Annotated in this window: 22 protein-coding genes; 11 read left to right on the plus strand and 11 right to left on the minus strand. The window is 69.4% G+C overall.

What is annotated here, in order from left to right:
• Nucleotides 1–210 precede the first annotated feature (210 nt).
• On the plus strand, nt 211–3696 hold the full coding sequence (locus AB0A65_RS12180) for a CHAT domain-containing protein (RefSeq protein ID WP_359950826.1): 3486 nt from the start codon (nt 211–213) through the stop codon (nt 3694–3696).
• A gap of 75 nt (nt 3697–3771) precedes the next feature.
• Nucleotides 3772–4574 (plus strand): IS5 family transposase gene (locus AB0A65_RS12185; RefSeq protein WP_359950442.1). Its coding sequence is split into 2 segments (ribosomal slippage): nt 3772–4102 and nt 4102–4574, totalling 804 coding nucleotides; the frame shifts between segments, so codons are not numbered across the junction.
• A 31-nt stretch (nt 4575–4605) separates the two neighbouring features.
• Here AB0A65_RS12185 and AB0A65_RS12190 read toward each other — a convergent pair.
• Nucleotides 4606–5166 (minus strand): helix-turn-helix domain-containing protein, encoded by a 561-nt coding sequence (locus AB0A65_RS12190; protein ID WP_359950444.1) that lies wholly within the window; start codon nt 5164–5166, stop codon nt 4606–4608.
• Between the two features lie 92 nt (nt 5167–5258).
• Here AB0A65_RS12190 and AB0A65_RS12195 point away from each other — a divergent pair, with 92 nt between their 5' ends.
• The 5 genes from AB0A65_RS12195 (at nt 5259) to AB0A65_RS12215 (ending at nt 8250) form a co-directional block, all read left to right on the plus strand.
• Nucleotides 5259–5930, plus strand: coding sequence for a DsbA family oxidoreductase (locus AB0A65_RS12195; protein ID WP_359950446.1), 672 nt, complete (start codon nt 5259–5261; stop codon nt 5928–5930).
• Complete coding sequence (locus AB0A65_RS12200) at nt 5923–6093, plus strand: hypothetical protein (RefSeq protein ID WP_359950448.1); 171 nt, start codon at nt 5923–5925, stop codon at nt 6091–6093. Before AB0A65_RS12195 ends, AB0A65_RS12200 begins: the two co-directional genes overlap by 8 nt.
• A gap of 52 nt (nt 6094–6145) precedes the next feature.
• A complete protein-coding gene (locus AB0A65_RS12205; protein WP_359950450.1) occupies nt 6146–7033 on the plus strand; it encodes an SDR family oxidoreductase in 888 nt (295 codons plus the stop codon).
• Between the two features lie 47 nt (nt 7034–7080).
• Entirely contained in the window at nt 7081–7743 is a 663-nt protein-coding gene (locus AB0A65_RS12210; RefSeq protein WP_359950452.1) for an SDR family NAD(P)-dependent oxidoreductase, read from the plus strand.
• A 333-nt stretch (nt 7744–8076) separates the two neighbouring features.
• Nucleotides 8077–8250, plus strand: a complete 174-nt coding sequence (locus AB0A65_RS12215; protein ID WP_359950454.1) for a hypothetical protein — start codon at nt 8077–8079, stop codon at nt 8248–8250.
• A gap of 59 nt (nt 8251–8309) precedes the next feature.
• Here AB0A65_RS12215 and AB0A65_RS12220 read toward each other — a convergent pair whose 3' ends face one another.
• Nucleotides 8310–10157 carry a protein-arginine deiminase family protein gene (locus AB0A65_RS12220; protein WP_359950456.1) on the minus strand — a complete coding sequence of 616 codons (1848 nt, stop codon included), beginning with the start codon at nt 10155–10157 and terminating at the stop codon, nt 8310–8312.
• A gap of 186 nt (nt 10158–10343) precedes the next feature.
• Here AB0A65_RS12220 and AB0A65_RS12225 point away from each other — a divergent pair, with 186 nt between their 5' ends.
• Both AB0A65_RS12225 and AB0A65_RS12230 read left to right on the plus strand, forming a co-directional pair.
• On the plus strand, nt 10344–11486 hold the full coding sequence (locus AB0A65_RS12225) for a histidine kinase (RefSeq protein WP_359950458.1): 1143 nt from the start codon (nt 10344–10346) through the stop codon (nt 11484–11486).
• A complete protein-coding gene (locus AB0A65_RS12230; protein WP_359950462.1) occupies nt 11483–12124 on the plus strand; it encodes a response regulator transcription factor in 642 nt (213 codons plus the stop codon). Before AB0A65_RS12225 ends, AB0A65_RS12230 begins: the two co-directional genes overlap by 4 nt.
• A 445-nt stretch (nt 12125–12569) precedes the next feature.
• Here AB0A65_RS12230 and AB0A65_RS12235 read toward each other — a convergent pair whose 3' ends face one another.
• Nucleotides 12570–13238, minus strand: a complete 669-nt coding sequence (locus AB0A65_RS12235; protein ID WP_359950464.1) for a 2-oxoglutarate/malate transporter — start codon at nt 13236–13238, stop codon at nt 12570–12572.
• A 35-nt stretch (nt 13239–13273) separates the two neighbouring features.
• Between AB0A65_RS12235 and AB0A65_RS12240 the strand changes: the two genes are divergently transcribed.
• Nucleotides 13274–13897, plus strand: coding sequence for a helix-turn-helix domain-containing protein (locus tag AB0A65_RS12240; RefSeq protein ID WP_359950466.1), 624 nt, complete (start codon nt 13274–13276; stop codon nt 13895–13897).
• 46 nt (nt 13898–13943) lie between these two features.
• Here AB0A65_RS12240 and AB0A65_RS12245 read toward each other — a convergent pair whose 3' ends face one another.
• The 6 genes from AB0A65_RS12245 to AB0A65_RS12270 all read right to left on the minus strand — a co-directional run bounded on the left by AB0A65_RS12245 (nt 13944) and on the right by AB0A65_RS12270 (nt 18927).
• Nucleotides 13944–14903, minus strand: coding sequence for an NlpC/P60 family protein (locus AB0A65_RS12245; protein ID WP_359950468.1), 960 nt, complete (start codon nt 14901–14903; stop codon nt 13944–13946).
• A gap of 126 nt (nt 14904–15029) precedes the next feature.
• The gene (locus AB0A65_RS12250) at nt 15030–15590 is read right to left on the minus strand and encodes a vitamin K epoxide reductase family protein (protein ID WP_359950828.1); all 561 of its coding nucleotides are present in this window, start codon (nt 15588–15590) and stop codon (nt 15030–15032) included.
• Nucleotides 15591–15631: 41 nt separating this feature from the next.
• Entirely contained in the window at nt 15632–16345 is a 714-nt protein-coding gene (locus tag AB0A65_RS12255) for a thioredoxin domain-containing protein (protein WP_359950470.1), read from the minus strand.
• A 130-nt stretch (nt 16346–16475) separates the two neighbouring features.
• Complete coding sequence (locus AB0A65_RS12260; RefSeq protein ID WP_359950472.1) at nt 16476–17495, minus strand: hypothetical protein; 1020 nt, start codon at nt 17493–17495, stop codon at nt 16476–16478.
• A gap of 128 nt (nt 17496–17623) precedes the next feature.
• A complete protein-coding gene (locus tag AB0A65_RS12265) occupies nt 17624–18568 on the minus strand; it encodes a M56 family metallopeptidase (protein ID WP_359950474.1) in 945 nt (314 codons plus the stop codon).
• On the minus strand, nt 18565–18927 hold the full coding sequence (locus tag AB0A65_RS12270) for a BlaI/MecI/CopY family transcriptional regulator (protein ID WP_359950476.1): 363 nt from the start codon (nt 18925–18927) through the stop codon (nt 18565–18567). Before AB0A65_RS12270 ends, AB0A65_RS12265 begins: the two co-directional genes overlap by 4 nt.
• A gap of 228 nt (nt 18928–19155) precedes the next feature.
• On the opposite strand from AB0A65_RS12270, the gene AB0A65_RS12275 reads away from it, so the two are divergent.
• On the plus strand, nt 19156–22173 hold the full coding sequence (locus AB0A65_RS12275; RefSeq protein WP_359950478.1) for a VCBS repeat-containing protein: 3018 nt from the start codon (nt 19156–19158) through the stop codon (nt 22171–22173).
• A 77-nt stretch (nt 22174–22250) separates the two neighbouring features.
• On the opposite strand, the gene AB0A65_RS12280 is transcribed toward AB0A65_RS12275, so the two are convergent.
• Nucleotides 22251–23435 (minus strand): sulfotransferase, encoded by a 1185-nt coding sequence (locus AB0A65_RS12280; RefSeq protein WP_359950480.1) that lies wholly within the window; start codon nt 23433–23435, stop codon nt 22251–22253.
• 321 nt (nt 23436–23756) lie between these two features.
• Complete coding sequence (locus AB0A65_RS12285; protein ID WP_359950482.1) at nt 23757–24659, minus strand: haloalkane dehalogenase; 903 nt, start codon at nt 24657–24659, stop codon at nt 23757–23759.
• Nucleotides 24660–24671: the final 12 nt, after the last annotated feature.

Raw genomic sequence — 24671 nt, forward strand, 5'->3', positions numbered from 1 at the left:
ATGGCCCACGGCTGCAAGCGCGATCAGCTTGCACCGCACAGGTTGATCGGAGTCCGTACCCTGGGTATGGGGTGCATGGCATCGAGATGCTTGGGGCTGAGGAGGACACGGATGGAGATAGAGTCCCTTGAGGAGAGATTGTGGGGCCGAGTCGACGCGTGTCTGCGAGGCGAGCCCCGAGCCGTACTCAGTCGGCGCACCTTGGCCGAGGTGAAAGCCCTGCATGCCGCGATTGTCGATGACCACGGCCGTGTGCCGATCAAGGCTGCCAGGCTGATCGCGTTCGTCCACTGGTGCCGTTATGAAGCCCTGCCTGCAGAAAAGGGCGAGGAGGAGCTGTCGGAGGCGATCCGATGGTTCAGCCCCATCGCCGAGACGCAGCCCTGGCTGGTCCCCAAGCCGCTCATGGGGCACCTTGCAGACGACCGGGCCGCCCCTTTCCTCGGCGAGCCCGATGCCGCCGTGAACAGGGCCATGGAACTGTTCTTCGCAGCGTTGAACAGTACGGTGATCGAATCGTTGAGCGAGGCCATCGACGGGATACGGGCACTCACCGGAGTCATCCCCGAACACCATCCGAACTACCTCTACGTGCTCTACTCACTAGGCTTTCTGCTCAGATCGCGGTTCGAATCGGCCGGAACCGCGGCCGACATCAACCAGGCGATCGAACTCGGGCTCTTCATTGCGAGATTGAACGAGGTCGATCCGGGCGGAGATCAGCGGCGCTCACGCTACCTCAGCGGCCTCGCCCTCGCCTTGATATCCAGATACGAGCACTTCGAAGCGGTCGAGGACCTGAACATGGCGGCCTATCGGGCGATGGAGGCGATGGAGAATGCCGTCGAGGTCGGTGACGGGTTCACCGCGATGCACGTCCTCTGCCGGGCACAACAGGCGAAGTTCGCACTCGACCGGGATCCCGCCGATCTCGACCTGGCGATCGAGCTCGGCCGCATGCTCGCGAATCACACGGGCCCCAGCGATTTCGACCTCGCCGCACGCCTGACACTGCTGCAGTTGGCGCTGCACACCCGCTTCGAGCAGACCGGATCGGACACCGACCTCGCGGAGGCGATCGAAGCCGCCGAAAGCGCAGTCGAAGCGTCGCATGCCGAGGATGCCCACACCCTGTCGAACCTGGGCATCGTACTGCGCTCCCAGTATGAGCGGCACGGGGAGCCGGCCGCGCTCGACCGGGCCATCGACTTGATGCGCCGCGCCCGTGACACCACGCCCGTGTCCGACCCGAACCATTGCGTGGTCGCCTCGAACCTGGCCGCCGTCCTGGCCAGTCGTTTCGAGCACTCCGGCGACCGACGAGACATCGACGAGGCCGCCGCCGCGGCGCGCTCGGCGGTCGGACTTGTGCAAGAGTCGTCCATTCGGCGCGGAGGGATCCTCTCGACCCTGGGGACGATCCTGCGGCGCCGATTCGACGATCTCGACGACGCGGCCGACCTGGACGAGGCCATCGGGGTCACCCGTGAAGCACTGAAGACGGTATCCGGAACCAATACCATGCAGCGTCGGAGCGTTCAAGGCAATCTGTCGGGAATGCTGGTCGCAAGATACCGGCTGCACCGGGCGCCGCAGGATCTCGAAGAGGCCGTCACCTTCGGCAGAGCCTCCGTCACCGAGGACTCGGGCAGGTGGCACCCCGCGTGGACGACGCTCCTGTCGAACTTCGCGGGCGTGCTGACTGTGGCGTACGGCGAGTCGGGCGAGCTTGGCCTACTCGACGAAGCGATAGCAGCGGCCGCATCGTGTCTGGAAGCGACCCCCGACGGTGCGGCCGATGTCGCCCGCCAAGCGTCGAATCTCGGCGAAGGGCACCTGCAGCGGTACCGTGCGACGGGGAACGCGGCCGACCTTTCCCGGGCGATTGAGCTCGCCAAGAAGGCCCACGCGCTGACCGTACGGGATGATTCACGCGAGGCGTACACGCTGCTACGCCTCCTTGCGGCAGCGAAGGCCGAGTACGAGCGCACTGGTGCAGCCGACGAGCTTGATCGAGCATGCGACCTTGCGGGTCGGGCCGTGGAGTCGGCTAGGAACGCCGCCCGCGACCGCATCATGCTCAGCATCGCCCTTGCCCGGACCCTCTCCGAGCAAGGCGGGCCAGCCGCAGCGCTCCCGTTCTACCGCAAGGCCATCGACCTGATCCCGCTGGTCGCCCGTCGGGACTTGGAAACCGACGACCGGCTCCGACTCATAGACACGTCTACTTCCACGCTCGCGGGCGAAGCCGCCGCGTGCGCCGTTGCGACCGGGGACCTGGAGCTGGCGGTCACCCTGCTGGATCGCGGACGAGGCGTGTTGTGGGGCTCGCTGCTCGACACCCGGACAGAACTCGACGCACTCTCCGCGTCGTATCCGGAGATCGCCGAGGAGTTCGACCGCTGCCGTATCGTGTTCGACCGGCGGGGAATCGACGGCCTCGACAGGATCGGCATGGGCTTTGAGACGGACGCGCTCGACCGAGAGGTACGCGGCAGGGCCGTGCGGCGCCTGGACGAGCTGATCGGCGTCATTCGCGGACTTGAGCCAACCTCCGACCTGCCGCACCCCGAGCGGTTCCTACAGCCGACCCCGCTGTCTGAGCTGCTTCCCCCTGCGGGAACGGGCCCAGTGGTGATGCTGAACGCCATCGGAGGGCGATGCGACGCGCTCGTTGTCGACTCCGAAGGTGTGGACGTGGTCGGCCTGGACATCAGTGATTCGGTCTTGGAGCAGCAAGTCGCCAAGTACCTGTACGCATTGCAAGTCTTCGGCACCGGCGACGCGCTCGAACAGATCGCCCTGGAGACCGAGTGTCGACAAGTCCTGCGGTGGCTGTGGCACGAGGTGACCGGACCGGTGCTCGACCATCTGGGGCACCGGTGCGCACCACAGGGGCACTGGCCGCGGGTCTGGTGGTGCCCAACGGGACTCTTCTCGATCCTTCCGTTGCATGCTGCACACGACCCTGCTATTGCGGACGCTGGGGTGCTCGACCGGGTGGTCTCCTCATACACGCCGACGCTACGGTCGCTTGCGCACGCCCGCAGGGCCGGATCGGAGAAACAGGACGAGCGGATGCTCGTGTCGACCCTCTCGGACATGCCCGACAGCGGCACCGGTCCGCGCTTTGCGAGCCTACCCGGGGCGCGGGCCGAGCACGAACTGCTGTGCCAGATGCTGCCGCCCCATCGCCGCACTGAGCTCACTGGAGCCCAGGTGACCCACAAGTCCCTGGTGAACGAACTGGGTCGGCACCGCTGGGCGCACCTGTCTTGCCATGGCGTGCAGGACCTGCGCCGCCCCGCAGCTGGAGGGCTGGTGCCCTTCGACTGGGCGGAGCAGGGGCTGGTCGGAGCGAATGATCTCTTCGGGGCATCCGGTACGGCTGGCGACTTTGTCTTCCTGTCTGCCTGCCAGACCGCCACCGGCGGCGTGAGCGGTGTCAACGAGGCGATCAACCTCGCCTCTGCCATGCATTACGGCGGCTGGCGCCATGTGATTGGCACACTGTGGACCGTAGACGACGGCGCCGCGCACTTCGTTGCTGGCGAGATCTATGGAGAGATGATCGAGGATGGCCGACTCGATCCAGCCCGGAGCCCGTTTGCGCTCCACAGGGCAGTGCGAAGGCTGCGTGAGCAGCATCCCGCCCGTCACAGCCTCTGGGGGCGCTTCGTCCACCTCGGCCCCTAAGAGCTGGTTTCAAGTTCGATTCAAGCTCGGACTGGTTGTCCGATTGGCTGTTCCGCGTTCGTTCGTTGAACGGGCATGGTGAAGCCTTGGCTGATTGATGAGGGCCTGTGGTCCCGGATCTCGGTGCTGCTGCCTGAGCATCGGCCGGGCAAGCGTGGGCCGGTGCCGCTAGATGACCGGAAGTGCTTGCAGGGCATCTTGTTCGTGCTCTATACCGGCATCAGCTGGAAGCACCTGCCGCCCGAGCTCGGCTTCGGTTCTGGGATCACGTGCTGGCGGCGGTTCCGGCGATGGTCTGAGGCTGGCGTTTGGGACCGGTTGCACCGCATGCTCCTGTCCGAACTTCATGCGCTCGGGGAAATCGACTGGTCGGCGGTGTGTCTGGACAGCTCCCATGTCCGGGCGAAAAAGGGGGCGACGGGACGGGTCCTTCGCCTGTCGATCGCGGCCGTTCCGGCTCGAAGCACCACATCGCCTGCGACTCGACCGGCGTTCCACTCGCCGTGATGACAACGGCGGGCAACGTCCCCGACATCACGGTGGCACCGGACCTGGTTGAAGCCATCCCTCCGGTGGCGGGCAGGGTCGGCCATCCTCGCCGTCGGCCCGACACGATCCTGGCGGACGGGGGCTATGACTCGGCTGCGTTTCGGGAATGGCTGCGCCGGCGGCGAATCGCCGCGGTTGTTCCGCAGCGGGGTCGCAAGAAGATCATCGGGCTCGGGTCGATCCGCTGGGTGGTCGAGCAGGCCATCGCCCACCTGCATCAGTTCAGACGCCTCGCCGTCCGCTGGGACCGGTCGCTATCGGCGCACCAGGGCTTTGTGACGCTCGCCGCGGCGCTGGTCTGCTGGAGGCGTTTGCGCCCCACGCTCTGAGCGGTCAGTCGCTGGTGAGCGGTGCCGTGGGTCAGGTCCAGGCGTTGTCGAGGGCGCGGGTGAGGGTGTGCTGCCATCCGTTGGGGGCGTGGGCCTCGCGGCTGGCGATCCCGGCGAGCCAGAGCAGGTGGAACAGGTCGGCCTGGGTGAACTCGGGCGCGAGCACGCCCGCGTCGTGGGCTTGGGCGATGAGGTCCTGGCCCAGGGCGGTGGAGGCGTCGCAGATCCCGATGAGGGCGGTCGCGTCGGGGTAGCGGCGCAAGATCGCGTCGTTCAGCGCCGGGTCCTGACGCTGGAGGGCGATCATGCCGCGGACGAACGTTTCGAGGCGTGCTTTCGGGTCGGGTTGGGCGAGGACTTCGGCGCCGAGGGTCTGGAGGCGCGCTCCGGCAATGTCGGGGATGACCGCGTCGATGAGGCCCTCGCGGGAGCCGAAGCGGTTGTAGAGGGTCCCGATGCTCACCCCGGCCGCTTTCGCGATCGACTCCAGCGAGGCGTCCAGTCCTTTGTCCTCGAAGATCTCGAGCGCGGCGGCGCGCAGTTTGGCCTCGTTGTCGCGCGCGTCCCTGCGGGGCCGTCTGGCGTCGGGCATGTCCCACTCCTCACATGTTGAGGTACCCCTCAACTTCAGTGCTACCCTCGGATCTTGAGGCATCACTCAAGATACAGGAAGGGAGCCCTCCGATGACACTCCAAACCGCGCCCGAGGCCGCGACCCGGCTCACGATCGACGTGTGGGCCGACGTGCTCTGCCCCTGGTGCTACCTGGGCGAACACCGCCTCCAGGCCGCCGTCGCCGCCTCACCGCACGCTGCCGCGATCGACGTGAGGGTCCACACGTTCGAACTGGCGCCCGACGCCGCCGCCGAGGTCGTGCCGACCCTCGACTACCTCGCTGCGAAGTACGGCGTCTCGGCGGCGCAGGCGCGGGCGATGGAGCAGCGCATGGCCGACCAAGCCGCAAGCGAGGGCCTGCCCTACGAAGTCGACCGGCCCGCTCGCAACTCCGGTGACCTGCTGCGCCTGGTCCACCTCGCCGCCGAGCACGGCCGGGCGTGGGAGTTCCTGCGCGCGGCCCAGACCGAGGTGTTCACGGGCAACTTCGCCGCATTCGAGACCGCGACACTGGTCGGCATCGGCGGGCGGCTCGGCATCCCCGAGGCCGAGGTCCGCGACGTCCTCGACTCCGACCGGTACGCCGACACGGTCCGCGCCGACCACGCCGAAGCCGTCCGCCTGGGTGCCCGGGGCGTTCCGTTCACCGTGCTCGGGCAGCGCCTGGGCATCCCCGGGGCGGTCAGCGTCGAGGAGTACACCGCCGCGATCGCTCAGGCATGGGACCAGACCCATGGCTGACACCGATCCACGGCCCGCGCCGCTGCTGCAAATGGTCACCGCTGAAGCCGAAGGTTTCTGCGACCCCGAGACCGGTGCCTGCGTACTCCCCGACACCACCGGCGCGCGCACCGGCGACGACGCCACGGAGGCCAACGACCATGCGGCCACACCGCGCCCATGACCACCCACCCGACCAGACATGACCTGAACCAGCGTTGAAATGGAGTTCCAGCATGACGAGTGAGCAAACGAGGATTCTGGTGACCGGCGCGACCGGGCACCTCGGCGGCGCGGCCCTCGACCACCTCCTCACCCGACTCGACGCCCACGCCGTGGTCGGCCTCGCCCGCACCGAGGAGAAAGCAGCCCTGCTCAAGGCGAAGGGAATCGAGGTGCGTATCGGCGACTACGCCGACCCGGCCGCCCTGGACGCGGCCATGGCCAGGGTCGGGAGGGTCCTACTGGTCTCCTCGGCCGAGCACGGCCGCCTGGTCGAGCTGCACACCAACGTGATCGCCGCGGCCGAGCGCGCGGGCGTGGCCCACCTGGTCTACACCGGCACCGCCGTCCGCGACGCCGACGCCTCACCGCTGCACGCGATGCTGGGCGCCCACTTCCAGACCGAGCGGCGCCTCGCCGCGGGGACCGTGCCGTTCACGGTGGTGCGCAACTCGAGGTACGCCGACGCGCTCCCCTTCTTCACCGGCCCAGCCGTTCTCGAGCAAGGGATCGCCCTCCCCGGCGGGACGGGACGAGTGCCGTGGGCGCTGCGCCGGGAGATGGCCGAGGCCGCCGCGAACGTCCTCCTCCAAGACGGGCACGAGGGCCGCACCTACCACCTCACCGGCCCGCAGGCACTCACCTTCGCCGAGATCGCCGCAGCGCTCTCCGACGCCACGGGTACCCCGGTCGCCTACACCGACCTCGACCCCGAGACGCACACCGCGCAGCTCCGCGGAGCGGGCGTGCCCGAGCAGGGCGCCGCGGGCCTGGCCGGATTCCTCACCGACATGCGCGAAGGCCGCTACGACATCGACTCCACCGACCTCGCCACCCTCCTGGACCGGACACCGACACCACTTCGCGAGGCCCTGTCCGAGATCTACCCGCACGCCGTCTGAACCACAGCGACTCACGACCATCCGCTACAACATCTAGAGGAATCACCATGCCTGTCATCGCCATCGTCGGAGCCGGCCCCGGCCTCGGATACGAGATCGCCCGCGCCTTCGGCGAGGACGGCTTCACCGTCGCCCTCGTCGCGCGCAACGCCGACAAACTCGAGACCCTCGCCCAGAAACTTCAGGGCGAGGGCATTGAGGCAGCAGGGTTCACCGCCGATATCACCAAGCCCGAGACGATCGCCGAAGCATTCGGACGCGTCAAAGACCGGTACGGGCGCATCGATGTCCTCGAGTTCTCCCCGGCTGACCAGACCCTCGGCGCCGTCGGCGTCCTCGAGGTGACCCCCGAGAACCTCCAGCCGCAGCTGGACTTCTACCTCGGTGCGATCGCCGCGGTAAAGCAGGTCGCCCCGGACATGATCGCGGAGAAGGACGGCACGATCCTGGTCACGACCGGCGGCGGCTCGATCACCCCGGTCCCGTTCCTGGCCAACATCAACATCGCCGCAGCGGGCCTGCGCAACTGGACCCTGAACCTCCACAACGAACTCAAGGAGCAAGGCGTCTACGTCGCCCACCTCGCTATCAGCGCCTGGATCGGTGCCGGACACCCCGGTGCCGCACCCGATGTCATCGCCCGCTCGTACGTTGAGCTCTACCACGCCCGCACCGAACCCGAACTCCACTACATCGCACTCGACCAGTAGCCCGACATATCCACGGCGGCAACCGAACGGCCCTTGCCCTCTATCGGAGCGGCGAGGGCCGGGAGGTCAACAGCAGAAGTACGGCATCTCCCTACTGAGACTCTAAGTGCAATCTGGGCTGTCATTACGCTGAGCTGCGTCTTTGGACAAGAAAAAAGGGATCATCGATATGATGATCCCTCATGTTCTGTATGTCCGTTTGTGGAGGTACTGAAGGATTATTCGGACACGTTTCCGCTGGTCAAAGCACTGCGATCCGACCTGTCGAATCATGTGAAACCCGACATGAAAGGCCAGGTACGCAGCACAAGCCCGAAATCTCCTGTCCGAACGGTGCCGCGCCCGCTCCGCAAGCGACTGGCCCCGAAGGACCGCGAACGACTCATCGAAGAGTACCTCGCTGGGGCCCTCCAGAAGGACCTCGCAACGCGGTACGCCATCGGACTTTCCAGTGTCAAGACCGTCCTCCGCGACGCCGAAGCCCGCAAGTACTCGATGAAGGAATGATCATTGCCGATCGACTTCTTCCGGGTTCTCGGTCTTGTGGCCGAGAACCCGGAACAAGTTCAGACTCGCCACCATGGCTCGGTTGCGGATTGATCGCGGAGGGCGTTGGTGAGGCAGTGGACCTCTCCTCCCACGGTGCCGACCGCGTGCCCGTAGTCCCAGGCCTCGACCCAGGCGATTCGAGCACCCACTGCGTGGAAGGCCGTTTCGGAGGCGTTCGCGAGCACGTCCTGCCCGGCCGCGTCGAGCGGCCCGTGGGGTTTGATGGCGAGGAAGGCGCCGGTGCCGGTTTCGACGCCGTTGACGATGGCGGGCATGTGGTTCGCCACGATCTTCTGGCGCGGGTAGCCGTCGACGACGAGTTCAGTGAACACGGCCGGGACTCGCACGATCTCCTCCTCCCCGAGACCGAGTTCCTCGGTCAGTACCGCAAGTGCCGCTTCGATGCCTTCGGTCGCGATCCGATTGCCCTCGATCAGCTCCGGCGATGCCAGTGCCTCCTCGACGGTCATGGCCGGATCCGTCGCGAGGCCTTGCACGAGGGTTTGGCCGCCGAGGCCGTCGTCGACCAGTCCCTCGAGCAGTGCTGTGCCCAGCTGCGGGTCGGCGACGACCGCCGCCCACCCACGGTCGTTGTCGGCGGCGGTGAACGACAAGAACTCGTCGATGTGTCCGACGCCGAGCCAGCTCGTGTCGATCGCGAGCGGCTCCTGGTCTCCTTGCGCCTCAAGGAGCTCGACGAACGAGGGGTCGGGCGCGGCGTCGCCGCCGTCCGAGCCGTACAGGATCCGCCCGGCCGGCCAGGAGCCCTCGCCGGTGGCATAGGGCGGGGCGACGATGACATTGCCGGTCGAACTGAAGGAACCCCACAGCGCGTTGTACTCGTCCTGGCCGACCCGATCGGGACTGTACGTCTGCACCGCTGCTGTGTCGGCCCCGCGCAGCAGCGAGAACACCGGCCGTCCCGCATCGCGCAGCGGGAACTCGGTGGTGCTGCCCTCGGGGTCGACGACTGCGGAGCGCAGCAGCACCGTCATCGTGTGCGGGACACCGTCCGGCCCGGGCATGGCGGCGTAGCCGGTGATGAACTGGTCGCGCATCCACCGGTCATCGCCGGTGGGGTACATGGTCAGTCGTCCGTCGAGCCCGGCCGATTCCAGGCCGGAGACCAGGTCTCGACGGAAGTCCTCCTCACCGTCGTGGACGGGAGGGGCCCCGACATCAGGGTCGTAGCCGTCGCGTTCAGCGGCCTCCACTCCAGTGCCGTTGTCGGCGACGATCAGTCGGTCGATCGGTGCCAGCTCGTGGCTCAGCAGCAGCGGCGCGACACGGACCCGGACTCGGTCTGACTGGACGGATCGCCCGTCCCGGACGGTCAGTGTCACGTCGACGAACCCGTCCCATGTCTCGTTCCGGGCGATGTCGGTGGCTTCGAGGGCCAGGTTCAAGCCGCCGCGCAGACGGTCGGCGCCGACCAGGTCGTCCGAGCCGAGCACGGCGTAGTGGTCGCCGTCGCGGACGAACAGGCGTGCGGTTGCCGCCGAGGCCTCGTCGACTCTGATCGAGGCACTCGCGCTGTCCCCGATGCCGCGCATCGGCCTGATCTGCAGCGATGCCATGTCGAGGAGGTCGGCCGCGCCGTTGACCACCTCGTCGGCTCCATCCGAGCAGGCCGCCAGGGCGTCATCACCGAGCCGCTCCCCCTCGGCTCCAACGGTCGAGCAGGCCTCGAGGTCGTCGTCGAGGTTGGGCACCACGATGGCGCCCCGGTCGGTCGTCCATTCGCTCCTGCCAATGCTGTCGGCGGCGTTGACACGGCCATCGCGGTTCGTGTCGGCCAGCAGCAATGCGGGAGCGGGTCTCGCGGTGGCCTCCCAGGCCACCGCACCCGCCGCCAGCGCCAGCAAGGAAGCCAATGTCAATGCGGACCAACGGAATCGTCGTCTGCTTCTCGGATCTGTCATGCCGTCGACTCTGGTCGAGATGAGTGGAGGATGGTATCCCCGAGAGGCCGATTCCCAGGCCGTTCTGGCACACCCGCTCTGCCGTTCGGCAGAGGGCGGTCCCGTCGCGCGTCTCTAGACTTGGCTCCCATGCAGCAGTGGATCAGACCGGCGGCACGCTGGACGGCCGCAGCGGCGGTCCTCGGCTTGGCGGTGTCCGACGCGTTCGTGACTGGCTCGGCGGCGTCCGCGCCCGCCGCAGCGGCCGGGGCCGTCCTCGCCGCCGGGCCGAGTCTGCGAGACCGTGGGCGACCGTGGGCCCTGCTGGCCGTCGCAGTGCTTTCCCTCATGGCGACGGCCGACCCGGCAGCGGCGACCTCGAACCGCGCCGCGGCGTGGTGGATCGCAGAGACCACCGTGCTGCTCGCACTGGTCGCCCTGGGTTCGCGCACGGCCGCAACCAGAATCGAAGCGACTGCCGTCGTTGCTGCGGGCATCGCGACAGGGCTGTCGCCGCTGCGCATCGGCCTGCGCATGGAACCTCCGTCTGCTCCGGAAGAACTCGTCGTGCTGGTTCTACTGTGGGCTGTCGCTGCGGTCGCAGCAGCCGCGGCCGGCCGGTTCATGCGACGCCAACGGCAAGAACGGGATCAGGCCGTCAGGGAGGCCCGCCGCGCACAGCGGTTGTCACTCGCACGGGACCTTCACGACTACGTCGCCCACGACGTGACCGGCATCGTCGTCCAAGCCCAGGCGGCACAGATCGTCGGCGAACCCGCCCAGGCTCTGGCCGCACTCGCCCGCATCGAAACAGCCGGGCTGCAGGCCCTCTCCTCGCTCGACCGCACGGTCCTCCTCCTGCGCGAACACGACGCCCTCCTCCGCGACCACGGCAACGGTTTTGCCGATATCGCTGTCCTGGCAAGGCGATTCGAGGAGACCGGAGGCGCAAGGACCAGCATCGCGATCGATCATGGCCTCACCAGTGTCACGATCCCCGAGACGGTCAGCGCGCTTACGCACCGCATCGTGACCGAAGCGCTCACCAACGTCCGCAGACACGCGCCCGACGCTGCTGATGTCCGCATCTCCCTGAACAGACTCCCGAACGCGTTGGCGGTCGAGGTCGCCAACGACCTGTCGCCTGCATCGAACGGCGAACACCCGGCCCGGATCACCGGCGGCCAAGGGCTGCACCAACTGGAGGGCTCGGTGAACGGCCTCGGCGGCACATTCGATGCCGGACCCGACGACCACGAGAACTGGCGCCTGTCCGCGGTGCTGCCGCTGTGACCATCAGCGTCCTCATCGCAGACGACCACGACCTGGTCCGCCACGGCTTTCGCATGATCCTCGACGCCCAACCGGACATGCGCGTAGTCGGCGAGGCCGCCGACGGCGAAGCGGCGCTCGCAGCCGCCCGCAGGCTCAGCCCTGACGTCGTACTCGCCGACATTCGCATGCCACGACTCGACGGGATCGAAGTCCTCAAGCGCCTGAACGCCGAAACTCACCCGCACAAGGTTATTGTCGTAACAACCTTCGATGACGATGGCTATGTCCGCGCCGCGCTGGACGCAGGCGCCTCCGGGTTCGTCCTCAAACGCTCGGGACCGGCCCTGCTCGTGGAGGCCGTCCGCGCCGCGGTCGCCGGAGACACCCTCATCAGCCCATCGCTCACCATCCGACTCTTGACCGGATTGGCCGAATCCAAGCTCAAACCCGAAAATGGGCCCGGGTTGTCCGAACGCGAAAAGCAAGTGGTCAAGCTGGTCGCCGAAGGCATGTCAAATGCCGAAATCGCCACTGACCTGTTCATCTCAGCGGGCACCGTAAAGACCCACATCGCCAACGCCCAGCGCAAGACTGGAGCCCGCAACCACGTCGGCATCGCGGCCTGGGCCTGGAGAACTGGGCTCGCCACACCATGACCGCGAAGCGAGGAAGCGACCCGTTCGCGCTACAACATATACGAGATGCCTTGCTGGGCAAGAAAATAAGGACCTTCAACATGAAGGTCCTTAATATACTCAATGTCCGATTCTGTGGAGGTAGGGGGATTCGAACTCGTGGCTGTTGATGGCGAGGTAATCTCGGGCTTCGAGTGAATTCGCAGGTCGGCGAGTTTCGGGGTGAGTAGAAGTGGGCGTCCGTCCGATAAGCGGAAGGTCGCCGGTTCGACCCCGGCCCTGGCCACACTCAATTGACAGACGAAATACCCCGCCTACCAGGGATGACTGGGAGGCGGGGTTTCTGTTCGTCCGGCTCGGACCGGTGAAGTCCGGCTGATCTGCGGGTCGCGGTACTGGCCCGTGCGAATCCTATTCGGGCGCTTGGTGCTCCATTGGAGGCGTGATCGCCTTGACGAGGGGCGACTCACCCGATTCGATGCCGGAGGAGCATCGTGCCGTAGGCGGCGAGCCAGGCGACCCACAGGAGCCAGCCGGCGAGACCGATGCGCCCGAGTGGACCCGCGTCGTCCATGACGAGCGGAGTGAGCACGGCCGAGGTGAATTGGAGGACGGCGGCGGCGTACCCGACGACGGCGAGCCAGACGGGAACGAGTCCCGCGCGCCGACCGCTCATCGAGAGTCCGATGAGGGCGAGGGCGAGGAAGGTGCCGTTGAGGCCGAACAGGGCTTCGTGGAACGCCCAGAGTGCGGCGGGCGCATCCGCCGCCTCGGTGTGCGCCAGAGCGAGCCGGACGGCGCTGACGGTCGTGACGTTGAGGTTCTGGAGGAGGATTCCGGCGAACCCGACCAGTGCCCAGGCATGGACTCCGGCACGCTCGGTCTCGCGAGTCGCCGCGACCGCGGCCGCACCGAAGAGGGTGGCGAGGACCCAGACCGCGGGGAGGAACATCGAGCCCAGGTCCATGGCGACCGGTCCGGTGCCGAAGAACGCGATCGCTTCCTCGACCCCGGCGCCGGGGCTCGGGAGTCCGGCGGGGACCAGGACGAGGAGGTTCAGCAATAGGATCAGGGCCGCGAAGCCGATGCCCGCGGCACCGCCGAGCCGCAGGAACGAATTGGATTTACCAGTCATATATTGAATATAGTCAGTGAAAGATTGGAGTGCGCATGGGGACCCCGTCCGGACGCCGCACCTATGAGTCCTTGCACCGCACCGAGCAGGCGCAGCGGACGAGAGCCGAGATCGCGGCAGCCGCCCGGCGGCTCTTCACCACCGGCGGCTGGGCCGCGACGACCGTCCGCCAGGTCGCGCAGGAGGCGGGGGTCGCCGTCCCCACGGTGTACGCGGCGTACGGCAGCAAGACCGGGCTGGCGCTCGCGCTCGCCGACGCCGCCGACTTCGTCGCCGATCCCGCGACGGAACTCGCCGGTCTCCAAGCGGCCGAAGGCGACCCCCCGGCGCAGCTGGCGGCGATGGCCGCGTACGACCGGCGACTGTTCGAACGCTCCGGCGACCTCATCGCGATGCTCCGCGACGCGGGGCGGACCGAGCCCGAACTGGGGCAGGCATACCTCGACGGCCGCCGCCGCGCGGATGCGCTCCGTACCGAGGTGTTCGCCTCCTGGCCTGCGGGCGCCTTGCGGGCCGGCGTGCAGCGATCGCTCGATGTCTATGCGGCACTGTGCAGCATCGACGTCTACAACACACTCGCCGAAGAGCGGTCCTGGAGTCCCGACCAGATCGAGACCTGGTGGGCCGCGATCCTCCCGCGCGAACTCCTGGCGGACTGAGGACACGCCCGATCGGCGACAGGCGGGCGCGGTCTTGTCGTTCGGATCAGTGGAGGACCGTGGTGGCGCCGTAGTAGACGTTGCCGTGGTCGACTTCGACGACTTTGACGACGGTGCTGGAGTTGGGGGCGTGGACGATGAGGCCGTTGCCGATGTACATGCCCATGTGGGAGAGGTCGTTGTAGAAGACGAGGTCGCCGGGCTGGAGTTCGTCGCGGCTGATGTTCGCGGTGGAGTTGAACTGGGCGGCGGCGTTGTGGGGCAGGGTGATCCCGATCTGGGCGTAGGAGCGCAGGATCAGGCCCGAGCAGTCGTAGGAGTCGGGGCCGGCCGAGCCCCAGACGTAGGGCTTGCCGACCTGGTCGAGGGCGAAGGAGACGACGGCGTACTCGTCGTCGCTCATGTACGGGAGGTCGTAGTCGGCGATCTCGTCGCCCGCGGCGGCCTGCCACTCCTCCGAGAGGTCGTCCATGCGGGCGTTCAGGTCGTCCTGCCGCTGCTCCAGCTCCGCCTCCTGCTCGTCCAGGTCCGCCTGGAGGTCGTTGAGGAGGTCGAGCTGGACGGTGTACTCGTCCGAGGCGGTCCGCAGCTCGTCGAGCAGGTCGAAGCTGTAGAGGTTGGCCGAGTTGAGGCGGTCGAGGCGCTCGACGAACGCGTCGGGGGAGCCCGATTCGAGCAGGAGCGCGGCGTCGCCGATGCCCTGGTCCACATAGGTCGCAGTGATGTAGTCGGCGAGCTGGTCGCGCAGGGCGTTCAGGTCGGTCTCGGCGGCCGCGAGGGACTCCTCGGTCTGGGCGGCCATGTCGCGGTTGTCCTGGGCCTCCTGGGCGAGTCGGTTGTACTCCTCGACCGCCGCGGTCAGGTCGTCGTCGGTCTGCTCGATCTCGTCGTTGATCTCCTCGGTGTCCCGCTGCGCCCACGCGGGCGCGGCGCCCGCCGCGGCGACGAGGAGGCCGCCCGCCACGGCGGCTGCGGTCCACTTGCGGCGGGCGGAGGTCGGCTTCACGGTTGGGTCGCTCCTTCGGGAGGGATGCGGGGGAGGTGCCGGCGGGACGGTGACATCACCTGAGGCGGCGCCCCGCCGACGACGAGCCCACCCTACTACTAACTTGGTTAGTAGACAATGGGGCGGTCAGGCGAGCATCCGCGTCCACTGGTCCCAGAACGCCTGCGTGACGAGCGCGGCGATCGCGGCGAACCAGAGAGCGAGCACGGCCGTGTGCAGGCGCGCGGCCGCGTCGATGCCGCGCCGCCACGACCGGGGCGAGGGGAGGCGGCCATCCTGGAGGTTGTGGAGCGTGACGTACCAGAACGCGGGGATCACGGCCGCCCACACCGCCATGCAGTAGGGGCACAGCGCCCCGATCCGGTACAGGCTCTGGAAGACCAGCCAGTGGACGAACACCACTGCGAACGCGACGCCGGCCTGGACGCCGAGCCAGGTCCAGCGGGGCAGGGCCGTCCCTGTCGCGGCGAGGAGCCCCAGGCCCGCCAGGAGCGGGAACCCGGCCAGGCCGATGAGCGGGTTGGGGAAGCCGAACGCCTCGGCCTGGGCCGAGGACATCACCGACCCGCACGACAGGACCGGGTTGACGCTGCACGTCGGCGTGTAGCCGGGGTCGGCGGCGAGGGCGAGCTTCTCGACCGTGAGCACGAACGCGGCTGCCGCGCCCACCGCCCCGGCGGCGGCCATCACCCAGCCGACGGTCCGCGCACTCAGCCGCGGCCCCGGGGTCATTTCGACTGCGCCGCTTCGACGGCGGCCTTCAGGTTCTCGAAACTCGGCTGGTCCTCGAAGCGCTCGCCGCCGATGAAGATCGTCGGCGTGCCCTGGACGCCGAGCGCGATGCCGTCGTCCACGTCGCGCTGGACGCGTTCGGCGGTGGCCGGGTCGGCGACGTCGGCCCGGAACCGCTCCATGTCGAGCCCGATCTCCTCGGCGAAGCCCGCGAAGACCGCCGACTGGTCGGTCTGCTGCTCGCCCCACTCGCTCTGGGTGGTGAACATCAGGTGGTACATGGCCTCCAGCTCGTCCTGGTTCGCGGCGGCCTCGGCGGCGAGGGCCGCGGGCATCGCGTTGCCGTGGCCGGGCAGCGGGAAGTAGCGGAGCACGTAGTCGATCTCGCCCTTGAACTCCTCGCGGAGCCGCTCGACCTCCGGGTAGGCCGCGCGGCACGCCTCGCACTCGAAGTCGAGGAACTCGACCACGGTCACCGCCCCGTCGCCGTCGGCGGTGTCGAGGAAGTGGGAGTCCTCGCGCACGAGGGTGTCGGCGCCGGCCTCGGGCGCCGGGTCGGGGCGGGAGACGAGCAGGACCGTCACGATCACGGCGATCGCGGCCAGGAACACGCCCGCAGTGAGCAGGAGGTTGAGCCGGGCGCCCGACCGCTGCGCGTCGGCGGCGGCCCTGGCCTGCGGGCGCTTCCCCGGCTTGCGCTTGTTGCTCATCGGATCTCCTTGCGGCAGTGGGCCTGCGGCGGCCCGGACGGGCGTCGGCGAGGCCGAGTAGCCACCCCCGGCGCCTCGCCGACACCCCGCCACAGTACTACTAAGTTGATTAGTAGATAGCGGGGGTGCCTCAGCGCATGCTCAGGTGGACGTGGTTGGTGTGGTCGGAGTTCGGGTCGCCGTTGCCGAGGCTGTAGGCGCGCCAGCCGGTGGCGGGCTGCCAGATCCGCTCGTACCAGATGACGTACCGCACGCCGAGTTCGTCGGCGTTCTCGACCAGCCACGCGGCCAGGTTCTCGCCGTACTCGAAGTCCTCGCCGTAGGAGACGCCGCCGAACCCGCCCGGCTCGGAGGACAGGTCGCACGCCTTCCCCAGCGGGTGCTCCCCGCCGCCCCCGCCCCGGTAGCACTTGACGTAGCGGGTGAACCCGGCGAGCTGGATCTGCTCCAGCGCATGGAGGGTGCGCGGCGAGACGCACCCGCTGGTGGTCGGGTCGTCCTCGGAGCAGCCCTCGGACGGGAGCGTCCCGTCGCCCTCGCGGGGCGCGTCCTCGGGGTCGGGGAAGTCGCCGGGGGACGGCCCGACCGCGTCGTCGCCGCCCACGGCGGCCAACTCCCGCGCCGCCTCCTCCGCGGCCGACTCCATCTCGACCGCCAGGTTCTCCTGCTCGGCGATGTTGTCCTCCAGCGTCGCCCGCATCGCCTCGATCTCGGCGAGCCGCGCGATCAGCTCGTCCAGGCGGTCGGCGCGGGACTCGCCGAGGAACTGGAGGGTGGACATGGCGTCGATCGTCTCGGTGGGGTTCCCGGAGGACATGAGCGCGGCCGTGGACTGGAAGTCCGAAGCGGTGTAGGCGATGTACGCGAACTCGCCGAGCTCAGCCTCCAGGGTCGCGACCTCGTCGGACGACGCCGCCAGTTCCGTCTCCAGCTCCTCCTGCTCGGCTTCGAGCGCCGCGAGCTCGTCCTGCGCGTCGAGGTAGGCGCCGATGGCCGCGCTCAGCGACTCGGAGCCGCCCTCCTCCTGCGCCGCCGAGGGCGCCGCGGGCCCGGCCAGCAGGGGGAGGAGGGCCAGCGCGGTGAGCGGGAGGAGCCGCGCGGTCCGGGGTCTGTTCGTTTGCGGTGCAGTGGGGTCCGGGTCGTGGTGCAAGACGTGATGCCTCCGGCAGGTCGTCGCCGCGCCCGCGCGGGAGGCCCGGCCGGGCCGTGCGCGGGCCAAACTACTAAGCAAGATAGTAGATAACGGAGTGCGACCCGAAGCGCCCTCGGATACGGGTGTCAGACCTGGCAGCAGACGAACCCGACCGCCGTGGCGATCGGCGTGACGACCACCAGCAGCGGCGCGGCGACCGCCGCGAGGTTCCCGCCGAGGATCGAGCCCACCCCGGCCGGGCCGGGGCGCTGCGGGGCGTCCAGCAGCCGCTCGATCCGGGCGACCGTGTCGCCGCCGCTGGCGGCCAGCGCCGGGCCGGGCGCCTGCGCGGCCGCGACGTTCAGGAGGCTCCCGGCGAGGACCCGGCGGCCCGCGGCGCGGGCGGCGGTATCGTCGGCGGCGAGCTCCACCAGGTGCGCGACGCGCTCCGACAGGCGCGAGAACAGCGGCAGCACCCCGAAACCGGACCCGAGGGCCCGGGCGATCCCGGCGATCCGGTGGTGGCCGCCCGTCAGGTGCGCGCGTTCGTGGGCGACGACCGCGCGCAGCTGCGCGTCGTCCAGTACGGCGACCGCACCGGAGGTGAGCACGACCAGGCCGCCGCGGCCCGGCAGGCAGTACGCCGCGGGCCGCTCGCCCGGGACGACGACGGCGCCGTGCGCGGGGTCGAGCGGGTATCCCGCGAGACTGCGGCGCAACCGGGCCCGCTCGCGGCCGGTCTCCCACCAGGCCGACATGAGCGAGGCGGCCAGGCGCGCGGGCACCGCGCACACCAGCAGCCCCGCGGTGAGCGCCAGCGCGACGCCGCCGACCGTCCCGTAGTGCTCGCGGAGTTCGCGCAGGCAGTGCCACACGAGCCTGCCGCCGGCCCCGCTGTCGTGCACTTCCAGCGGAATGACGATGACGACGCCCGCGAGGACCGCGGCGAGGACGAACGAGGCCGCGAGGGCGAACCAGGTGGCGATCGCGAGACGCGGTGCGGCCGAGGCCCATCGGGCCCGCTCCAGCAGCCGCGGCCCGAGGACGGCGAGCGCGGCGGCGTACGCGAGCAGGAGGGCCGCGGCGATCACGTGCGCTCCTCGGCCTCGTCCATGGCCTCGCGCAGCCGGGCGAGTTCGTCGGGGCCGATCTTCCCGATGAACCGCAGGAGGGTCGCGCCGCGGTCGGCGGAGGACTCCAGGACCGAGGCCATGGCCTCGGCGTCGAAGTCCTCGCGGGTCAGCGCCGGGCGGTACGCCCAGGCCCGGCCGTCGCGCTCGCGCGTGACGACGTCCTTGCGGTGCAGGTTGTCCAGCACGGTCATGACGGTGGTGTAGGCCGGTTCGGGCTCGCGGTCGAGCGCTTCGAGGACGCCGCGCACGGTCGCCGGGCCGGGCGCCGACCACAGCACGTCCATGATCGCGGCCTCCAGCTCGCCCAGTCTGCGCATCGCCGCCCCGTCTCCCGTGGTCCTCGGCGCGCCGCACGGCACGCTACGAACGACGATAGTAGCCGGTCGGGCCCGCGGCGGGACCGCCCGCGTTCCGGGCGCCTGCGGCCGCGTTGCCAACATGTGTTCGATCCGGTGCAACCGGTTCCCGCGCGGCGGCGTGTAATCGTCGCCGGTCGCACCGGTGTCCACACCCCTCAGTTCTGTCCCAATTGAACAAGGAGCCCCATGACCCCCCAGACCCCCCTCGTCGGGCGGAGCGGCATACGCCTGCTCGCCGCGACCGCGGCCGGGTTCGTCGTCGCGTCCGCATTCGCGACCCCCGCCTTCGCAGAGGTCCCCGGCATCGTCGGCGACCCGGTCGTGAACCTCGGCATCGCCGGGTCCGTCACCGCGGGAGAGAGCGTCCCCGGGTCGATCACCGTCGACTACACCGCCGCCGAAGGCTCGGCCGACGCGACGCACGCCGTCGCCGCCGAGCTCGCGATCGAAGGCAGCGCCGACGTCATCGAGCTGACCTCCACCGACGCCGCCTGCGACGTCTCCACCGCCTACCTGGCGGCCTGCACCGACGCCGCCGCCGACGCGAACACGGCCTTCGGCTTCGACCTCGCCGCCGTCCCCAGCGCCGACGACGAGACCTTCTCCTACACGCTGACGGTCACCGTCGACGGCATCGAGGTCGCCTCCCGCACCGGGACCGTCGACGTGCTGTCCACGTACGACGTCCACAACCCGTACGCCCACGGCGACGTCGCGGTCACCGATGTCGCCTCCGGTAGCAGCGTCGGCGTCAACCCGGTGGTCTACCAGGACTTCGACCTGGCTCCCACCGCGGAGGCCGTGGTCGTCACCTTCACCAACCCGGCTCCCGACGAGGGCGCCCTGAACACCGCGGGGCTCGCCACAGCGGTCGACGGGTACGCCAACTGCCGGACCACGTACGAGGGCGGCACGGCGACCGGCCTCGAATGCGTCATCACCGACTTCGCCGAAGCCAAGGGCCAGTTCCTGACCCTCAGCAAGGCCGTCAACTACCGGTTCGCCAACGCCATTGTCGGCCCGCTCGAAGTGTGCGGCTGCGACTACAGCGTGAAGACGATCGACGCGGGCACCCTCGCCGACGAGTTCGACGACCTCTCCTGGGTCCCGGCCACCGGCACGAATCTCAGCCTCGTCTCCGCGGCCGCGGGCTGGGACGGCGCCGAGGACTCCATCGCCTACTACGCCGGCGGCATCACCCTCACCAGCGCGAAGCGCACCTACGACCTTGAGGTCTCCGAGACCGTCATCGAAGGCTCCGTGGGCGACACCGTCACCGTGACCACCGAGATCGAGAACTACGGCCCGGCCGCGGGCCCCGACCTCGACCCGGAGAGCAACTCGTACCTGGTCCGGGCCCAGCTGCCCGAGGGCGTCGAGCTCGTCGGGGTCGACAGCGACGGCGCGGGCACCTGGGAGTGCTACGACCAGAGCGATCTCGCCGCGCTCCACGCCGCGACCGACACCGCCCTTGAGCGGTTCGACTTCGCCTGCGCCATCGACGAGTTCGGGTCGAGGTCGCGGCTGTACATCACCTACACGGTGAAGCTCACCGACACCACCGCCTACCAGGGCGCGGTCGAGATCGGCGCGGTCTACAACGACGGCGAGTTCGAAGGCGCCCCGGGCAGCGACTTCGCGCTCATCTACAACGACGCCTACGAAGCCCGCTACGACTACAACGGGGACTACTACGAGGACCTCCTCGTGATCCGCAAGTCCGACGGGGCGCTGCGCCTGTACAAGGGCACCAGCGCCGGGACCTACGGCTCCGCGGTCTCGGTCGGCACCGGCTGGGGCGGCTTCGACATCGTCATGGCCGGGGACCTCACCGGCGACGGCGTGCCCGACCTGCTCGCCCGCGACGACAAGACCGGGACGCTCTACACCTACCCGGGCAACGGGAACGGCGGCTTCGGCTCGCGCATCACCGTCGGCACCGGCTGGAACCGGATGGGCCAGATCTCCGTCGGCCACTACGACGGCGACGGCATCCCCGACCTGTACGCGACCTCGTACGCCGACGGGAACCTGTACTACTACCCGGGCCTCGGCAACGGCAAGTTCGGCGCCCGCGCGCTCGAAGGCGAGTGGTGGGACGGCATGGACGTCCTCACCTCGATCGGCGACCTGAACGACGACGGCTACGACGAGTTCCTGACCCGCTGGAACTACGACGGGTACTACTACGTCTACTCGTCGACCGGCGACGTCTACGAGCTCGACCAGACCCTGTACGACTGGCTCTACACCCGCCGGTACGAGCAGGTCGTCGGCGTCGGCGACGTGACCCGCGACAGCTCGCCCGACATCGCGTCGGTCGACCTCCGGACCGGGCAGCTCGTGCTGCGCACCTTCGACCCGGAGTCGCCCGCCAGCTCCTCCGGCACGTCCGTCGGCACCGGCTGGAACGCCATGCGCCTCCCCGTGACCCTGCTCGACCGCACGTACGACTACGACTACGACGGGTTCAGCGACGTCATCGCCCAGCGCAAGTCCGACAAGGACCTGTACCTCTACTGGGGCACCGGTTCCGGCCTCGGCACCCGCTGGAACATGTGCGACAACTGCGACGGCATCACCCTCGCCTCCGCGGGCGGCGACTACAACGCCGACGGCCGCGCCGACCTGCTGTACCGCTCGTACACCGGCGGCCTGTACATCGCCACCGGCCTCGAAGGCGAATCCGGGTTCGACGACACGATCACCGCCGGAAGCGGCTGGAACGTCATGAACGTCCTCACCGGCGGCCACGACCTCACCGGGGACGCCAAGGACGACCTGGTCGCCCGCGAGACCTCCACCGGGGTCCTGTGGCTCTACCCGGGCAAGGGCGACGGCAAGTTCGGGACCCGCATCAAGATGGGCACCGGCTGGAAGGCCATGAGCGAGATCGCCTCGGTCGGCGACCTCGACCACGACGGCCACGCCGACCTCCTCGCGCTCCGCACCTCCGACGGCTGCCTGTACTTCTACGGCGGCAAGGGGAACGGGACGCTGAAGTCGGCCGCGAAGGTCTCCTGCGGCTGGGGCGGCTACGACCAGATCACCGGGGTCGGCGACTTCAACCGCGACGGCCACGCCGACTGGCTCGCCCGCCGCAAGTCCGACGGGTCGCTGTACCTGTACCCGGGCAACGGCAACCACGGCGCCGGGACCCGGAAGGCGATCGGCACGGGCTGGAACTCGTTCACCATCGCTTAACGGCGTTAAGAAATGAACCAGGGGAGTCCCGCACCAGCGGGGCTCCCCTTTCACGTTGCCGCCCAAGCCCCTCCGGTTCAGCCGCGGAGCGCCGCCACCAGCTCCCGGTAGTCGCCGAACGCCGCCTCGACCTCGCGCTTGTCGAAGCCGTACCGCTCCATCGAGTACTCGTGCCCCGTCCGGTGCTCGTCCAGGATCGCGTTGAGCCCGTTGCGGTCCGACACCGTCCAAGGCGCGCCGAGGCGCTCGAACAGGCGCGGCGCGAACTCGTGCGGGTAGCCCGTGAACCGGTGGTAGTTGACGTCCGCGACCGCGTCCTCCGGGAGCGAGCGCCGCAGCTTGCGGCCCCGCTCGATCGACTCAGCGAGCGCCGGGAGCCACGTCCGCCCGATCACCAGCGGGTCGACCTCCTTGCAGTGCAGCGCGGTCAGCCGCTCCACCGCCGAGCAGAACGACGGCACCGCCGCCACCGGGTCGCGGTGCATCCACACGAACACCGCGTCCGGGAACACCTGCCGGACCACGTCCAGGTGCGCCACGTCCCCGGAGAACCGCAGGATCCACCGCTGCGGCGGCGCGCCGTACTGGAGCACCTGGAGCACCAGCCTCAGGTACTCGTAGTCGTCCGTGACGTCCTCGTGCGCGACCCACTCCCGGAACTCCGGGAGCGGCGCGCTGGCGAGCGGCGAGTACGTGCGCCACAGGACCGCGGAGGACTCCTCGGGCCGGTCGGCCCACAGGGGGCGGACGGCGTCGTAGCCGGGGGCGAGGCGGCGCATGGCCGCGACCTGGCGCTCGACAGCGGTGCGCCCGCGGCCGGCGTCCTCGCGGGCGATGCCGGTGCGCTGCATCTCCCACAGGTGCGGGGCGCGGTGGCCCGGGGCGGCGGCGAGGATGCGCTGGGCGAGGCCCGCGGCGGAGCGGGGGAGGCCCACGATGAACACGGGCCGCTCGACCGGCGCGGCGCCGACCAGGGGGTTCTGCGCGTGGATCCACTTGACGCGCAAGCGGTTCTCCAAGCGCTGCACGGCCCCGCGGAGCTGGAGCGTCCAGCCCAGCGGGGTCAGCTCCGGTACCGCGGCGAAGCACTGGAGGAGGAACCCGAGGTCCTCGATGAACTCCCAGTCGCGCAGGTCCGGCTCGATGTCCGCGGCGGCGACGGCCTCGCGGATGCACTTGCGCCACAGCGCGAGCGTCTCGGAAGGGTCCCGGCGGACCCTCGCGGACCGGCCGAGGGCGGCGTTGAGCACCATTCGTCGCATGGGGCGTCCTTGCGTCCTAAAAGGAATGGATTGTCACTCCCAATCGGTGCAATGTTACCGATGCGCCCCGGTCGTGTACATACCCGGTCGCCGCAACCCGAATCACCCTCGCCGGACTGGAAGTCCCCATTAGACTCACGACGTTCCGGTATGGAGTCTTTTCCCTTGGGGGCGTTAAGAATCGAAGAGGCATCCCCTGCGGTAGCGCGCGCAAGACGGGTGCTAACCTTTGCGCAGACTTGTCTTCGAGGGGTATGGGCCCTGACCGGCGTTCCGCGCCGGTCAGGGCCTGTTTTCGCGTGTCCGGTCTCCGGCGGGCCGTCACGCGGCGGCGGCCCCGTCGAGGTCCCCGGCTCCGACCCCGACCCTGTCGAGCAGGTCCAGGATCGCGTCTGCGATCGCCTCCGGGGCGTCCTCGGGCGCGTGGTGCCCGACCGCCTCGCCGATGCTCCGGACTTCGAGGGCCGCGGCGTGCTCGCGCGCCCACTCGACCATCGCGGGCGAGCCGAGCCCGTACGGGCTCGCCGTCAGCAGCTGCTTCGGGACCTCCGGGGAGGACGCGAGCCACGCCCCGTACGCGTCGAAGCGCGCCGCCACCGCCGCAGGCGCGAACGGCTCCCCGTCGGCCTCGGCGAGCGGGATCTGCCTGGGCCAGGCCAGGAGCGGGCGCCGCGACTCCGGGTCGGGGTACGGCTGCCGGTACACCGCGAGGTCGGCGTCCGTGATGGCGCCGTTCGTGGCGCGCAGCGCGGTCTCGATGAACCAGTTCTCCTCCAGGGCCATCCGCTCGCCCGCGCCGGGCGTGCGGAGTGTCCGGAAGAACTCCACCGCCCCGGCCGGGTACTCGGCCCAGGTCATCGGCCGCAGGAACGTCTCCATCACCGAGACGCCGCGCACCCGGTCGGGATGCCTTGCGGCCCAGTCGAAGGCGAGCGAGCCGCCCCAGTCGTATCCGACGAGCACCGGGCGGTCCGCGCCGACGGCGTCGAGGAACGCCTCCAGGTACGCGGCGTGGTCGGCGTAGTCGTAGGCGATCGCGGGCTTCCCGGAGGCGCCCATGCCGACGAGGTCCGGCGCGAGCACTCGGGCGCGCTCGGCCAGGCGCGGCACGACGTGCCGCCAGATGTGCGAGGAGGTCGGGTTGCCGTGCAGGAGGACGACTGGGTCGCCGGTGCCGGCCTCGGTGTAGGCGAGGTGCGAGTCGAGGACGTCGATGGTCTTCACAGTGGGTCCGTT

It is taken from the genome of Glycomyces sp. NPDC047010 (genome assembly GCF_040644205.1).
Taxonomy (GTDB): domain Bacteria; phylum Actinomycetota; class Actinomycetes; order Mycobacteriales; family Micromonosporaceae; genus Glycomyces.